Origin of the sequence: Aliiroseovarius sp. F20344 (assembly GCF_023016155.1) — a bacterium.
Lineage (GTDB): Bacteria > Pseudomonadota > Alphaproteobacteria > Rhodobacterales > Rhodobacteraceae > Aliiroseovarius.
In genome coordinates, this window is sequence record NZ_JALKBG010000008.1 from 683124 (window position 1) to 697893 (window position 14770).

The 14770-nt window shown below is 57.6% G+C and carries 12 protein-coding genes; 5 read left to right on the forward strand and 7 right to left on the reverse strand.

The genetic code is table 11. The features are described 5' to 3' along the window. Positions 1-51 precede the first annotated feature (51 nt). On the forward strand, positions 52-3642 hold the full coding sequence (locus tag MWU55_RS12295; RefSeq protein ID WP_246936464.1) for a hydantoinase B/oxoprolinase family protein: 3591 nt from the start codon (positions 52-54) through the stop codon (positions 3640-3642). 47 nt (positions 3643-3689) lie between these two features. Here MWU55_RS12295 and MWU55_RS12300 read toward each other — a convergent pair whose 3' ends face one another. Continuing rightward, on the reverse strand, positions 3690-4751 hold the full coding sequence (locus MWU55_RS12300) for a zinc ABC transporter substrate-binding protein (RefSeq protein WP_246936465.1): 1062 nt from the start codon (positions 4749-4751) through the stop codon (positions 3690-3692). 76 nt (positions 4752-4827) lie between these two features. Between MWU55_RS12300 and MWU55_RS12305 the strand changes: the two genes are divergently transcribed. From MWU55_RS12305 to MWU55_RS12320, 4 genes are read left to right on the forward strand one after another with little or no spacing between them, the layout of a single operon-like run. Continuing rightward, a complete protein-coding gene (locus MWU55_RS12305) occupies positions 4828-5316 on the forward strand; it encodes a Fur family transcriptional regulator (protein WP_246936466.1) in 489 nt (162 codons plus the stop codon). Beyond that, complete coding sequence (locus MWU55_RS12310) at positions 5313-6068, forward strand: metal ABC transporter ATP-binding protein (RefSeq protein WP_246936467.1); 756 nt, start codon at positions 5313-5315, stop codon at positions 6066-6068. Before MWU55_RS12305 ends, MWU55_RS12310 begins: the two co-directional genes overlap by 4 nt. Further along, positions 6058-6855, forward strand: coding sequence for a metal ABC transporter permease (locus MWU55_RS12315; RefSeq protein ID WP_246937894.1), 798 nt, complete (start codon positions 6058-6060; stop codon positions 6853-6855). The genes MWU55_RS12310 and MWU55_RS12315 overlap by 11 nt, the downstream gene beginning before the upstream one ends. Positions 6856-6867: 12 nt before the next feature. Further along, positions 6868-7746 carry a phosphate acyltransferase gene (locus MWU55_RS12320; protein WP_246936468.1) on the forward strand — a complete coding sequence of 293 codons (879 nt, stop codon included), beginning with the start codon at positions 6868-6870 and terminating at the stop codon, positions 7744-7746. On the opposite strand, the gene pta is transcribed toward MWU55_RS12320, so the two are convergent. The 6 genes from pta to MWU55_RS12350 all read right to left on the reverse strand — a co-directional run bounded on the left by pta (position 7739) and on the right by MWU55_RS12350 (position 14752). After that, a complete protein-coding gene (pta, locus tag MWU55_RS12325; protein WP_246936469.1) occupies positions 7739-8743 on the reverse strand; it encodes a phosphate acetyltransferase in 1005 nt (334 codons plus the stop codon). The two genes, MWU55_RS12320 and pta, sit on opposite strands and share 8 nt — an antisense overlap. 100 nt (positions 8744-8843) lie before the next feature. Continuing rightward, positions 8844-10622 (reverse strand): sulfoacetaldehyde acetyltransferase, encoded by a 1779-nt coding sequence (gene xsc / locus MWU55_RS12330; RefSeq protein ID WP_246936470.1) that lies wholly within the window; start codon positions 10620-10622, stop codon positions 8844-8846. Positions 10623-10738: 116 nt separating this feature from the next. Continuing rightward, positions 10739-12217, reverse strand: a complete 1479-nt coding sequence (locus MWU55_RS12335) for a PLP-dependent aminotransferase family protein (protein WP_246936471.1) — start codon at positions 12215-12217, stop codon at positions 10739-10741. A 55-nt stretch (positions 12218-12272) separates the two neighbouring features. Continuing rightward, positions 12273-12575 carry a hypothetical protein gene (locus MWU55_RS12340; RefSeq protein ID WP_246936472.1) on the reverse strand — a complete coding sequence of 101 codons (303 nt, stop codon included), beginning with the start codon at positions 12573-12575 and terminating at the stop codon, positions 12273-12275. 92 nt (positions 12576-12667) lie between these two features. Continuing rightward, positions 12668-13258 (reverse strand): GNAT family protein, encoded by a 591-nt coding sequence (locus tag MWU55_RS12345; RefSeq protein WP_246936473.1) that lies wholly within the window; start codon positions 13256-13258, stop codon positions 12668-12670. A 96-nt stretch (positions 13259-13354) separates the two neighbouring features. Further along, positions 13355-14752, reverse strand: coding sequence for an aminotransferase class III-fold pyridoxal phosphate-dependent enzyme (locus tag MWU55_RS12350; protein WP_246937896.1), 1398 nt, complete (start codon positions 14750-14752; stop codon positions 13355-13357). Positions 14753-14770 lie beyond the last annotated feature (18 nt).

The window sequence follows — 14770 nt, forward strand, 5'->3', positions numbered from 1 at the left end:
ACATTTCTCGGCCCATGCCTGACCTCTGTCTCTCAGATCAGGGAGGTGCGCATGTCGGACAGTAAGTGGGAGTTCTGGGTGGATCGTGGCGGCACGTTCACCGACATCGTGGCGCGTGATCCAGAAGGCGGGTTGCAAAGCCATAAACTCCTCAGCGAGAACCCTGAACGCTATCGTGACGCGGCGGTGCAGGGTATTCGCGAGCTTTTGGGGCTGGAAGCGGAACAGGCGAACCCGGATGGGGCGATTGCCTCGGTCAAGATGGGCACGACGGTGGCCACCAATGCGCTGCTTGAGCGCAAAGGCGATGACACGCTTCTGTTGATCACCAAAGGCTTCAAGGATCTGCTGCGCATCGGCTATCAGACCCGTCCGCGCTTGTTCGATCTGCATATCAAACGCCCGGATTTGCTCTATGCGGCGGTTGAGGAAGTGGATGAACGTTTGAGTGCAGACGGGAACGTCCTGCATGCCATAGATGAAGAGGCCCTGCGCGCGCTGTTGCAGCGTCATTTCGATGCGGGCATTCGCGGTGTCGCTATCGCCTTCCTGCATGGATATCTGAACCCCGCGCATGAAGCGCAGGCGGCCCAGATCGCGCGAGACATTGGTTATACGCAGGTGTCAGAAAGCCACGCGGTCTCGCGCTTGTCCAAGTTGGTCAGTCGGGGCGATACCACGGTGGTCGACGCTTACCTGTCGCCCATCTTGCGCCGCTATGTGGAACAAGTCGCGGGTGCACTGGACATTGGTACGGCCTGTGATCGGCTTTTGTTTATGCAATCGAATGGCGGTCTGACCGATGCGGCAATGTTTCAAGGTAAAGACGCGATCCTGTCCGGCCCAGCGGGCGGCATTGTCGGCATGGTCAAAACCGGAGAGGTGGCGGGCTTCGATCACCTGATCGGGTTCGACATGGGCGGCACCTCGACCGATGTCAGCCACTATGCAGGCAGCTATGAACGCAGCTTTGAAACCGAAGTCGCGGGCGTTCGAATGCGTGCGCCGATGATGGATATTCATACGGTTGCAGCAGGTGGAGGATCAATCTGTCAGTTCCGCGACGGGCGGTTCCAAGTTGGCCCCGAAAGTGCAGGCGCCAATCCCGGTCCGGCCGCGTACCGACGCGGAGGGCCGCTGACGGTCACAGATTGCAACGTGATGCTGGGCAAGTTGCAACCCGCCCATTTCCCACATGTCTTTGGTCCCAATGGGGATCAGCCGCTTGATGCGGATGTGGTGCGCCAGAAATTCGAGAGCCTCGCGCAACAGATCGCGGAAGAGACCGGCCAACCCGCTCAGCCGCCCGAGGACGTGGCGCGTGGCTTCCTGCGTATTGCCGTTGATAACATGGCGAATGCAATCAAGAAAATCTCGGTCGAGCGTGGGCATGATGTAACCCGATATGTTCTGCAGTGCTTTGGCGGCGCAGGGGGGCAGCATGCCTGTCTGGTTGCCGATGCGTTGGGCATGAAGACCGTGTTCTTGCATCCGTTTGCTGGCGTATTGTCTGCCTACGGCATGGGGCTGGCCGAGATCCGCGCGCTGCGTCAGGAACAGTTTGATGCGCCACTCGATGCGGTGGAAGATGCCACATCGCGGTTGCAGGCTCTGGCGTCCGATGCAGAAGGCGAGGTCGCCAAACAGGGCGTCACCGACATTCAGATCGAGCGCATTGCCCATCTGCGCTATGACGGCTCGCACCAAGCGCTTGAAGTGCCGTTTGGTGATGCCGCCCAGATGCGTGCGGATTTCGAAGCCGCACACGAGACGCGCTTTGGCTTCCATTCCCCAGAACGTGCGATCCTGTTCGAGGTTCTGGCCGTTGAAGCCATTGGAACATCAGGCGAAGCACCGCGCGGTCATGCGACCGGCGGGGATGATCAACCAGTCGATACCGTGCAGCTGTGCACCGAAGCGGGCTGGCAGGATGTGCCGCTCTATGATCGGGCCAACCTGTCGGCCGAGTCGCGCCTTTCCGGCCCCGCAATCATCCGCGAACCTACTGGCACCAATATGATTGAACCGGGCTGGCAGGCACGGCAGGACGCGCATGGCAACCTGATCCTTGAACGGGTCGAGGCCTTGGCCCGCGCCCACGCGGCAGGCACAGATGTGGACCCGGTTTTGTTGGAGGTTTTCAACAACCTCTTCATGTCCGTGGCCGATCAAATGGGGGCGACGCTGGCCAATACCTCGTGGTCGGTGAACATCAAGGAACGGCTCGATTTTTCCTGTGCGATCTTTGATGCATCGGGCGATCTGGTCGCGAATGCGCCGCATGTGCCGGTGCACCTGGGATCCATGTCCGACAGCATCCGAACGGTGATGCGTGATAACGCAGGGCAGGTGAAGCCGGGCGACGCGTTTGTCCTAAACAGCCCCTTTAACGGCGGCACGCACCTGCCGGATGTGACCGTCGTAACACCGGTGTTCGTAAGCGACCGCATTGCCTTCTGGTTGGGATCACGCGGGCACCACGCAGACATTGGCGGGCGTACGCCGGGCTCTGGCCCGCCCGACAGTACGCATATCGAGCACGAAGGCGTGCTGATCGAAAACACTCGACTGGTGGCCGAAGGGCAGCTTCTGGAAGGCGACATGCGTGTGCTTTTGGCCTCGGGCAAATATCCGTGCCGCAACATTGATCAGAACATGGCGGATCTGAAGGCGCAGGTGGCGGCTAACGAGACAGGGCGTCAGGCGCTGTTGGGTGTGGTTGATCACTACGGTCTGGACGTCGTGCAGGCTTACATGGGCCATGTGCAGGCCAATGCCGAAGAAAGCGTGCGCCGTGTCATTGATCGACTGCGCGACGGGGCGTTTGTCTATCCGATGGATGGCGGGTCCGAAATCCGCGTCACCGTCAGCGTCGACAAAGCCACACGCTCGGCCACGGTCGACTTCACCGGAACCTCGGATCAGCAGGCGGGCAACTATAACGCTCCTTTGTCGATCAGCCGTGCGGTGGTGCTCTATGTCTTCCGGACCTTGGTCGGGGCCGACATCCCGCTGAACGAAGGCTGTTTGGCGCCGCTGAACATTATTGTCCCAGAAGGCACGATGCTGAACCCGCGTTACCCGGCGGCGGTGATTTCGGGCAATACCGAGGTCAGTCAGGCCGCATGCAACGCGCTCTATGGCGCACTGGACGTGATTGCCGGGTCGCAAGGCACGATGAACAACTTCATCTGGGGCAACGAGGACTTCCAGAACTACGAAACCATCGCGGGGGGCACCGGAGCAGGGCCGGATTTTGATGGCTGTGATGGGGTGCAAAGCCACATGACCAACACCCGCATGACCGATCCCGAGATCTTAGAGAAACGCTTTCCCGTACGGCTTGAGGCCTTCACCTTGCGCAAGGGCTCGGGCGGGGCGGGGCAGTGGCGTGGCGGCGATGGGGTCATTCGCAGAATTCGGTTCTTAGAGCCTGTGACGGTCACGACGCTTAGCTCGCACCGTGTGGTGCCGCCCTTTGGTGGGGATGGTGGCGCGCAGGGTCAGGTGGGCGTGAACACCGCAGAGAAGGCTGACGGCACCCGCATTCCTATGCCTGGTAATGGCGAAGTAGTACTTGATCCGGGCGATCTGTTTGAGATGTGTACGCCGGGTGGCGGGGGGTGGGGTGACCCCGATTAACACAACACTGAAACGAAAACGGGCGCCGCTTGGGCGCCCGTTTCTGATTACTTGCCTTCCAAGCAGGTGGCAATTGTATCTGCCGCAGTCCAGAGCAGGTTTTCATAAAGCATCGGACCAATTTCTTGTGACGCCCCTGAGGGATCCAGAACCGCGGTGCCGGTTCCGGCGCTCTTTGCCAGTTCAAGCACTTGGGATTCACCTTGTGCTGGCTCCGAGAAGATACAGGCGACTTCACCATGCTCGATTTTCTCGGAAATCTCGGCCAGTTGCGCAGCTGAGGGCGGAGCTGCATCCGTTTCACGGATGGATGCAAGGTTGTTCAGCTCATAGTAATCCGAGAAATAGCCAAATGCGTCATGAAACAGCACAAACCCTTTTCCCTTAACAGGGGCCAAACGGGCCTGAATGCGTTCATCCAGTGCGGCGATTTTTTCCTGCGCTTCATGCGCGTTGTCGTGGTAAATCTTGGCATTGCCCGGGTCGATCTCTGACAGCTCTTCCGCAATCGCTTCAAGCCAGATCTGAGCGTTTTTCGGGGACAACCAGGCGTGTGGATCTACGCCTTCTGCATGCTCGGCGTGTTCGTCGTGCTTATGCTCATCATGCTCATCATGCTCATCATGCGCGTCGTGATCGTGATCGGCATGTTCATCATGTTTCTCGTGGACATGGTCCGCGTGCTCGTCATGCTGTTCATGGTCATGATCATCATGCGCATCTTTTGAATGATCATCGTGATCATCGTGATCATCGCCGTGGTCGTGATCATGCCCGCCTTCACGCTTTACCGTTTCTGGCAGGGACAGAAGCGCCATGCTGTGATCTGGTGCAGCGCTTTCAATAGCGCGCTCAAGCCAAGGACTCATTGATGGGCCAACCCATAGCAGCAGATCCGCATCCGTAAGGGCGCGCATCTGAGATGGGCGCATTTGGAATCCATGAGGGTCCGCCCCTTGTGGAAGCAGCAGATCGGGCTCATCAACACCGTTCATCACCTGCGCGGCAAGTGAGTGGATGGGGGCAAAATCTGCCACCACTTTCGGCGGATCGGCTAAAACTACTGTCGGACAAAGGCAAAGGGCCGTTGCGGTGCGGAGCAATGTCATCGGGGCTTGTTCCTGATCTTGTTATGTTATACCATTTTGGAAGAGTGATATTATTACATAACGCAGGTGTCAACCCATGTCCGATCCCGCATGCGCCTTTCAAAAACACGATCACGGCACGTGTTCCCGTGATGCCCTTTTAAGGGCCGAGGAAATCTGCCGCGAGGCTGGCGCGCGACTGACGCCTGTGCGCCGCCGTGCGCTTGAAATTCTGTTGGAAGAACATCGTGCCTTGGGGGCTTATGATGTACTGGAGCGTCTGGCCGCAGATGGGTTTGGAAGCCAACCTCCGGTAGCTTACAGGGCTTTGGAGTTTCTAGTGGATCAAGGCTTGGCCCATCGCATTCGACGCCTGAATGCTTTTGCGGCCTGCACAACGCTGGAATGCGACCACGCGCCGGCCTTTTTCATTTGCAAAAGCTGTAAAGCGGTTGCCGAAACTCCTGCCGATACGTTGCGTGCGCAAATCGATAAAGCCGGGGCCGCACTTGGCTTCGTTGTTGAACGCGCAAATGTCGAGGCGTTGGGCCTGTGCCCATCGTGCCAGACCGAGGCGCCCGCATGAGTTTGATAAAAGCCGAGGGCCTGTCTGTCAGGCACGGTGCACAGCTTGTCTTAGATCAGGTGAACATCTCGATTGATCGGGGTGAGATCGTGACAATTGTCGGCCCCAATGGATCCGGCAAGACATCGCTTCTACGCGCACTTTTGGGACTGACACCTTCGACTGGGGCGATCCAAAAGAAATCGGGATTGGTGATCGGCTATGTGCCTCAGAAGCTCGCGTTGGACCCGACATTACCGCTGCCTGTTCGATCATTTCTCAACCTGCCCAAGCCGCATACTCCCGCGCAGATCGACACCATGCTGAAACGTGTCGGAGTGCCGGGAATTGAAGCCAAGCAAGTTGCCGAATTGTCCGGCGGGCAGTTGCAGCGCGTGCTTCTCGTGCGAGCTTTGCTGACGGTGCCCGATCTGTTGATCCTGGACGAGCCGACCCAAGGCTTGGATCAAATGGGCGAGGCCGGATTCTATCGCTTGCTCGAGGATGTGCGCCGCGAATCTGGTGTGGCGGTGCTGATGGTTTCACATGACCTTCACGTGGTGATGAGCGCCTCGGACCGGGTGATCTGCTTGAACGGGCATATCTGTTGCGAAGGCAAACCCCACGTGGTTCAAAACGCGCCAGAATATCGCGCCTTGTTTGGGCATGGCACGCAAGGCGCCTTGGCGCTGTACCAGCATGCGCATGATCACGACCATGATTGCGGGCACGACCATTCACATGATCATGATGAGGGAAAGCATGCTGGATGATTTTCTTGTGAGGGCTGCGCTGGCAGCCTTTGGCTTGTCGATTGCCACCGGACCGCTGGGGGCGTTTGTCGTTTGGCGGCGCATGGCCTATTTCGGCGACGCGACAGCGCATGCGGCCATTCTGGGTGTGGCCTTTGCCTTGATTTTCTCCCTGCCGATCAGCCTTGGAACATTGATTGTGGCATTGGCAATGGCGGGGGCCATCAGTTGGATGATGTCGAAAGGACAATCGCCAGACAGCGGGCTTGGCGTGCTGTCCTTCGGGGCGTTGTCCGCAGGGCTTGTGGCGATCTCATTTGCGCCGGGCGTGCGCGTTGATTTGTCGGCCTATCTGTTCGGAGACATTCTGACCGTCACGCGATCTGATCTTGTTCTGGTCTGGGGCGGCGCACTGGCCGTGGCTGCGGTGATTGCTTGGCGCTGGTCAAAGCTTCTGCTGGCCACGGTCAGCCCTGATCTGGCGGCGGCATCTGGTGTAAACCCCGCGCGGGAAAGCCTTGTTATCACAGTCGCAATTGCAGTTGTTGTTGCGGTGTCGTTGAAAGTGGTTGGAGCGTTGCTGGTATCCGCGATGCTGATCATCCCAGCCGCAGCAGCACGTGGCGTATCGAACTCTCCGGTCCAGATGGTGGGCGTTGCGGTGATTGCCAGCTGGATCGCCAGCGGTGCGGGGCTTTGGGCGTCGTTGAAGCTCGACACACCAGCCGGGCCATCAATCATTGTTGCTGCGGCGTTGATCTTTGCACTCACGACCGGCTATAGGACGATCCGCAAGCAAACCGCATGATGGGACAGACTGATGACGGCTACGCTGGATCGTGCATTCGAGATCGCCGCGCAGACCAAACTCCGCGTCGTATTGCCAGAGGTTGAAGATCTCAGAATTGTCGAAGCCGCAGAACGCCTGCGCGCCGAGGGATTGGCAGACCCTGTGCCTTTGGCGGACGGTACCCCTAAGCATGTTGAGTTTCTGACAGAAAAACGAGGCATGCGCGCCGGGATCGCCAAGCGGCTGTTGCAACGCCCTTTGATGCGCGCAGCCGCGATGGTTGCCACAGGGGAAGCCGACGTTATGGTGGCAGGTGCAATCGCCCCTACAAAACGGGTGATCGAGGCCGCGTCGATCGTGATTGGTCTGGAAGATGGGGTCGCGACGCCCTCCAGCTATTTCCTGATGGTTTTGCCGGACGGGCAAGAATTTATTTTCGCGGATTGCGCTGTGAACGTGGACCCAACCGCGCAGGAGCTTGCAGATATCGCAAGTGCCAGCGCTCAAACAGCAACAAGGTTTTGGGGGCAGGCGCATGTTGCCCTTCTGTCGTTTTCGACAGGTCATTCCGGCGCGGGGGAAACGGTCGAGATCGTGCGCGAAGCAGCACAACTGACTGGGTTTTCTGGTCCCGTTCAAGCTGACGCTGCGCTGGACATGATGATCGCACAGCAGAAAGAAGCATCCCTTTTACATTGTGCCAATGTGCTAATCTTTCCCAATTTGGATGCGGGAAACATTGCCTATAAGCTTATGGTGCAATTGGCTGGTGCAAAAGCTTATGGCCCAATCCTACAAGGCTTTCGCTGCCCGATTTGTGACTTGAGCAGAGGCGCAACAGTGGATGAAATTGTGGCCACAACCGTGCTGTCCATAGCAGGTCGGCGAAGGCAGCCCGCATTTAACTGACGTCGCTTGCCTGCGCCGCCGTGACTGCGATCATGTGCAGAATATCTTCGGCCGAGCATCCGCGCGACAGATCGTTGGCCGGTTTGGCCAAACCCTGAAGGATCGGTCCGATCGCCTCGGCTCCGGCCATGCGCTGGGCGATCTTGTACGCGATGTTGCCGCTTTCCAGATTTGGGAAAATGAACACATTTGCATTGCCTTGCAGCGGACTGTCTTCGGCCTTGCGCGCTGCCACATCTGGAACGAACGCCGCATCGAATTGAAGCTCTCCGTCAATCAGCAGATCTGGCGCGCGTTCACGCGCCGTATTGGTAGCAGCCACGACCTTCGACACCGCGTCATGTTTAGCACTGCCACGGGTCGAAAAGGACAACATGGCGACGCGGGGCGGCTCCCCAATCAACCGTTCAAAAGAATGTGCCGAGCTTAGTGCGATCTGGGCCATTTCATCTGCAGATGGGTCCACGACCAGACCGCTATCGGCAAAGATCATTGCGCCTTTGCGATCGTGATGTTCCTTGCAAAACAGCATCAAAAAGAAAGAAGAGACCAGCTTGGTATCCGGCTTCGTGCCGATGATCTGGATGGCTGCGCGTACAATGTCGGCTGTGGTCGCAACAGCCCCGCCGACGGTGCCATCTGCATGACCTGATTTTACCAAAAGTGCTGCAAACACATGGGGAAGCAAGGCGGCCTCTCGCGCGGCATCTTTCGAAACGCCCTTATGTTTCCTTAGCTCATGGTAGAGATCGGCAAGTTCATCTTTTAGGGGCGATGTGGTGGGATCGTGGATCTCGATTCCATCCAGTACTTCCAGCCCCTGCGCAGCAAACTCGGCCTGAATGTCCTTGGTCGAGCCGACCAGCCCGATGCGGGCAATGCCCTGTGATGCGGCTTGATACCCAGCTAAGACCGCGCGCGGATCGCTTCCCTCGGACAGAACAATCCGTAGGTTGGTGCGGGCTGCGTTTTTAAGAAGAGTTTCAAGCGGTTTCATCGACGCCTCACGAAAAGGGATGTGTGTCGCGGGGGCGCAGGGCCCAAGCCAGCGTCAGGATGTCCGGGCGCAAGATCATACTGCGCCCGGAGCTAAAGGTTTAGACGTTTTGCGGGCGCATATCGTCTTTGCTGATGCCAGCCACGCGGACCGGTTTCTTCATCGCGTCACGACGGAAGGGTTCACCCAGTTCTTGGTTGATCATGGCTTCGATCAACGTGGTGACGCCATTTTCCATCTGATCCTTGATGGCTTGGTTCAGCGCGTCGGTCAGCTCGTCCATGGTGCGGGCGACAACGCCTTTCAGACCACAAGCGTTGGCGATGCCAGCGTAGGATACCTGCTGATCCAGCTCGGTTCCGACGAAGTTGTCATCGAACCAAAGGGTCGAGTTGCGCTTTTCAGCACCCCACTGGTAGTTGCGGAAGACAACTTGCGTCATCGCCGGCCATTCTTCGCGGCCAATGGCGGTCAGTTCGGTCACAGCGATGCCGAAAGCACCATCGCCCGAGAACCCAACAACCGGCACGTCTGGGCAGCCGATTTTGGCGCCGGCAACAGCTGGTAGGCCATAGCCACAGGGGCCAAACAGGCCGGGGGCCAAGTATTTACGACCTTCTTCAAACGCTGGGTAGGCGTTACCGATGGCGCAGTTGTTGCCGATGTCAGACGAAATGATCGCCTCTTTCGGCAGGGCCTGCTGAATGGCGCGCCACGCCATGCGCGGGCTCATCCAATCGGGTTTGTCTGCGCGGGCGCGTTCGTTCCAAGTGGTGCCCGGATCGTCATCCTCGTGCGTCATTTCTGTCAGCTGCTGGGCCCACGCGGATTTCTTTTGCGCGATGCGGGCTTTGCGTTCGTCGCGACCCGCGTCACCTGCGGTGTCGCTGAGTTGCGACAGGATGCCATTTGCAACTTTGGCGGCGTCACCGATGATGCCAACAGAAACGGTCTTGGTCAGACCGATGCGGTCAGGGTTGATGTCGACCTGAATGATCTTGGCATTTGCGGGCCAGTATTCCATGCCATAACCGGGCAGGGTCGAGAACGGGTTCAGACGTGTGCCAAGGCAGAGAACAACATCAGCTTCGCTGATCAGCTCCATCCCGGCTTTCGAACCGTTATAGCCCAGCGGACCGGCAAACAGAGGGTGCGAGCCCGGGAAGGCGTCGTTGTGCTGATAGCCAACACAAACCGGCGCGTCCAAACGCTCGGCCAGTGCTTTCGAAGCTTCGATGCCGCCTTTCGACAGAACAACACCGGCGCCGTTCAGAATGACAGGGTTCTTGGCTTCCGAAATCAGCTTGGCGGCTTCAGCAACCGCTTCTGCACCACCCGAGGGACGCTCGAAATCAACAATCGCCGGCAGTTCGATGTCGATGACCTGTGTCCACATATCGCGCGGGATGTTCAGCTGAGCAGGCGCCGAGGCGCGCTTGGCGTTCATGATCACACGGTTCAGAACTTCTGCCACACGGGTCGGATCGCGCACTTCTTCCTGATAAGCGACGCAGTCAGCAAACATGCGCATCTGTTCCATTTCCTGGAAACCGCCCTGACCGATGGTCTTGTTGGCCGCCTGCGGTGTGACCAGCAGCAAAGGAGTGTGGTTCCAGTAGGCTGTTTTTACGGCCGTGACAAAGTTGGTGATGCCCGGACCGTTCTGGGCGATCATCATCGACATCTTGCCGGTTGCGCGGGTGTAGCCGTCGGCCATCATGCCGCCCGATCCTTCATGCGCGCAGTCCCAGAAGGTAATGCCCGCATCCGGGAAAATGTCCGAAATCGGCATCATGGCAGATCCGATAATACCAAAGGCATGTTCGATCCCATGCATCTGAAGCACTTTTACGAAGGCTTCTTCAGTGGTCATTTTCATCTTGACGCTCTCCCTTGAAATAATGGTGGGCGGGCAGATTTGCCTCGGCCATCCTGTCAGTTTTCTGAATCTTTTTAGGCAGCGCAGGGCTTTGCCTATAGGGCCAGTTGCGTTGGCTATCTGTTGCCAGATTTGATTTTGCCCGCAATTTCTTCGGCAATGATCGCGATGCCATCCGGGATGCGCGAGGCTGGAATCGAGCTATAGGCGATCCGATAAAAATTGGTTGGCTGATTGGGACCGCGGAAAAACGGAGTGCCCGGTTCGATCAGCACATCCTTTTCACGCAAGCTGTCAGCAAGCTCGCCCATGTCGACACCCTGCGGTGCGCGCATCCAGAAAGCGGACCCACCAAAAACCCCGCGTCCTGCGATCGTCAGACCACTTTCCTCGATGGCTTGGTTCATCACTTCGCGACGCTCTTGATAAGCGCTGCCCATGCGGCGGATCAGGGCGTCGTAATGTCCAAGTGAAAGGAAATAGGCGACGGTGCGCTGGATCAGGCCGGGCGGGTGGCGCAACACAGCTGACCGAAGGGCGCGGGCTTCGCGGATAAAGGGTTCAGACCCCACCATGTAGCCAAGACGTAGCCCCGGGAATAGGGACTTCGAGAAACTGCCCACATAAATCACGCGGCCTTCCCGATCCAAGGATTTCAACGCGGGGGAGGGTGGTTTCAGGAACGACATCTCGAAATCGTAATCGTCTTCGACAATGACCGCGTCCAGCTCTTTCGCGCGGGCCAAAAGGGCCTTTCGGCGGGCAAGTGGCATTGTTGCGGTGGTCGGGCTGTGATGGCTGGGCGTCGAAAAGATGACGTCAGTTCCGTCAGGCAGCGCTTCGGGCGGCAGTCCATCGCGATCAACGGGGATGTTTACCAGATGGCACCGGCTTTGCGTCAACACATCGCGCAATGAATAATAGCAGGGATCCTCGATCGCGGCTGTGCGTCGCTGTGTCAGCAGGATTTGCGCGGCCATCCAAAGGGCATTTTGCGCCCCAAGCGTGATCAGGATCTCTTCGGGCCGGGCCAGAATACCGCGCCGGGGCAGAATGTGACGTGCAATGAACTCGATCAATTGCGGGTCGTCTTGGTCGTAGTAGTCCCCCATCATCACGGCGTGGTCTTTGTGACCGAGCGCGCGCAAAGCGCATAGGCGCCAAGCGTTGTGATCGAACAATTTGGGGTCAGCCTGACCGTATATGAAAGGATACTTGTGCTGTCGCCAGTTCTGCGGTTTCTGCGGCGTACTTCCCCCGGTGAAGTGATTGCCGATTGCGCGGTGCCAATCGACCTTGTCTTCACCTCGGGCACGAGGCTGAAAACTTGGCGGTTCCGGTGCGTTTTCAGAGACATAGAAACCCGACCGGCCCTTGGAGGACAGGTAATCATTGGCTTGCAGTTCAGTATAAGCCAGCGTGACGGTAATTCGGCTGACACCCAGATGTGCCGACAGTTTGCGCGTAGAGGGCAGCTTTTCGCCGCGGGGTAGGCGGCCGGACAAGATTGCCTCGGCGATCATTTGTTGGATCTGGGCCTGAAGCGTGCCTTGGGCGTCGGGGTCCAGAAAGAATGTCTCAACAGGTGCAACCATGTAGGGCACCATATATTGGACTTAGTCTGGGTGCAATCTGGATATACTCAACCTCTTAGCGATTTGAAGATATCCATGCAGACATCATTCCAGCATCGCGAAAGCACTCATCCGGGACTGAACGGCGCTTGGCGCGTGCGATACGTTCGGCAAAGGCGACTTGCTTGGACGTTGCGCGATTGTCGCGTGGTTTCTGGGACCGCACCTTAAGGCGCGCTTGATGCTCGCCGATCCACCCTGAAAGGGCAGCACGGTCATGAATGACATCAGCAGGGATGGCCGTGCCCAGCTTCGTGGCTATGGCGCGCGCGTAATCCGTTTGTTTCGGCGTCGGGGGCAGACTATTGGCATAAGCCATTGCGCGTTCCTTTTGTTCACATTGGCGAGAACAAATATAGAACAAAATGATTAATTGTCCAGTGCCCGCGGTTCACGTCGCGGTGATATCCCTTAGTTTCTGGGCTTTTCGAGCCGCCACGTCAGGTTTGCGCGCACCGCTGGCCATTCCGACGCGATGATCGAATAAACCGCTGTATCACGTAAAACGCCATTGCCCTGATCCATGTGGCTGCGCAACACGCCATCCAGTTTTGCGCCAAGACGCTCGATCGCAGCGCGGCTCTGGTGGTTCATGAAGTGGGTTCGAAGTTCGACCGCGATGCACCCCAGATCGTCGAAGGCATAAGAAAGAAGCAGCCTTTTCGCCTCGGCGTTCAGAAGGCTGCGTTGTACGGATTTCCGATACCAGGTTGATCCGATCTCGACCCGTTTGTTGATGGCGTCGATATTCATGAAGGTTGTCATGCCGACAGGTGTGCCATCTGGCGTCATCACGCAAAAGGGCAGCATGGTGCCAGCATCTTGCAACGCCAAACGCCGTGTGATTTCGGTTTCCATGTTTTTAGGCGTGGGCACGGTAGTGTACCAAAGGCGATGCAATGCGCCTACTGCGCTAGCCTCTTTCAAGGCAGGGGCATGTTCCAAGCTCAGAGGGGCGAGTGTGACGTGATCGCCAGAAAGCGTGACAGGTGCAGGCCACATGGCAGAAATCCTTTTTAATTCTACTGTCTCAAACAAAAGGCGGCCCCGATGAAAGGACCGCCTTCATAGCGCACACTATGGTAAATCAGTGATTGTTCAACCAAACACTTTGGTCAAAGCGTTGTCGACCGCCTCGCAGATCCGATCAATGTCTTGTTCGGTTGCGATCAGGGCCGGGCTGAAGCACAGCGTGTTGTTGCGACCGGGAAGGGACCGGTTGGTCGCCCCGATAATCACGCCTTGTGCGCCACAATCCGCAACCACTGCGCCGACCTCGGCTTCGGAAACCGGCTCTTTGGTCTCGCGGTCTTTCACCAGTTCTGCGCCAAGGAACAGGCCCTTGCCGCGCACGTCGCCGATCACGCTATGCTTTTCGGCCAGTGCATTCAGATTGGCCAGCATACGTTCGCCCATTTTGGTGGTATTCTCCAACAGGCCCTCATCTTCGATGATGCGCAGGTTTTCCAGCGCAGCCACTGGGCCAGCGGTGCAGCCACCAAAGGTCGAGATGTCGCGGAAATAGCCCAGCGGATCTGATGCGTCTTCCTTGAACATGTCAAATACGCGCTCGTTGGATACGCAACAGGCAATTGCTGCATAGCCCGAGGCCACACCCTTCGCCATGGTCACAAAGTCAGGTTTGATGCCGTAGTGCTGATAGCCAAACCAAGTGCCTGTGCGGCCAAGGCCGCAGACGACCTCATCGATATGCAGCAAAAGGTCGTATTTCTCGCAGATTTCCTGCACACGCGGCCAGTACCCTTCGGGCGCTTCAATAACGCCACCACCTGCGGTGATGGGTTCTAGACAAAGCGCGCCAACAGTATCTGGACCTTCACGCAGAATGACTTCTTCAATGGCATCCGCAGCGGCGCGACCGAACTCGGCACCCGACAGATGCTCAAGCCCAAGCTCATGCTTGCGGTATTCCATGCAATGCGGCACGCGGATGAAATCCGGTGCAAAGGGGCCATACTGCGCGTTGCGCTCGTCCTGACCGCCTGCCGACATCGTTGCCAGCGTCGATCCGTGATAATCGCGATCGCGATACAGGATCTTGGTTTTCTTGCCGCCGTATTTCTTGTGGGCGATCTGGCGGATCATCTTGAAGGCTTTTTCGTTGGCTTCGGATCCTGAATTCGTGATGTAGACGCGGCTCATGCCTGGCATCTTCTCAATCAGTTTCTCCGAGAAGAGCGCACCGGGGATCGATCCAGCGGAGGCGGCGAAATAGTTCATCTTCACAAGCTGGTCGCGCACAGCGTCTGCAATGGTTTCGCGGCCATAACCAACATTCACGGTCCAGACACCACCAGATACGGCGTCGATATATTCTTTGCCGTTCTGATCCCAAACCCGCATGCCTTTGCCTTCTACGATGATACGCGGATCACCGGTTTCAAAAGGCTTGTGCTGGGTCAGGTGGTGCCAAACATGGGCTTTATCGGCCTCGACCACGTGGCTGATGTCGTTTTCTTTCAGTTGTCCGTCCATCGGTTCCTCCATCGGCAT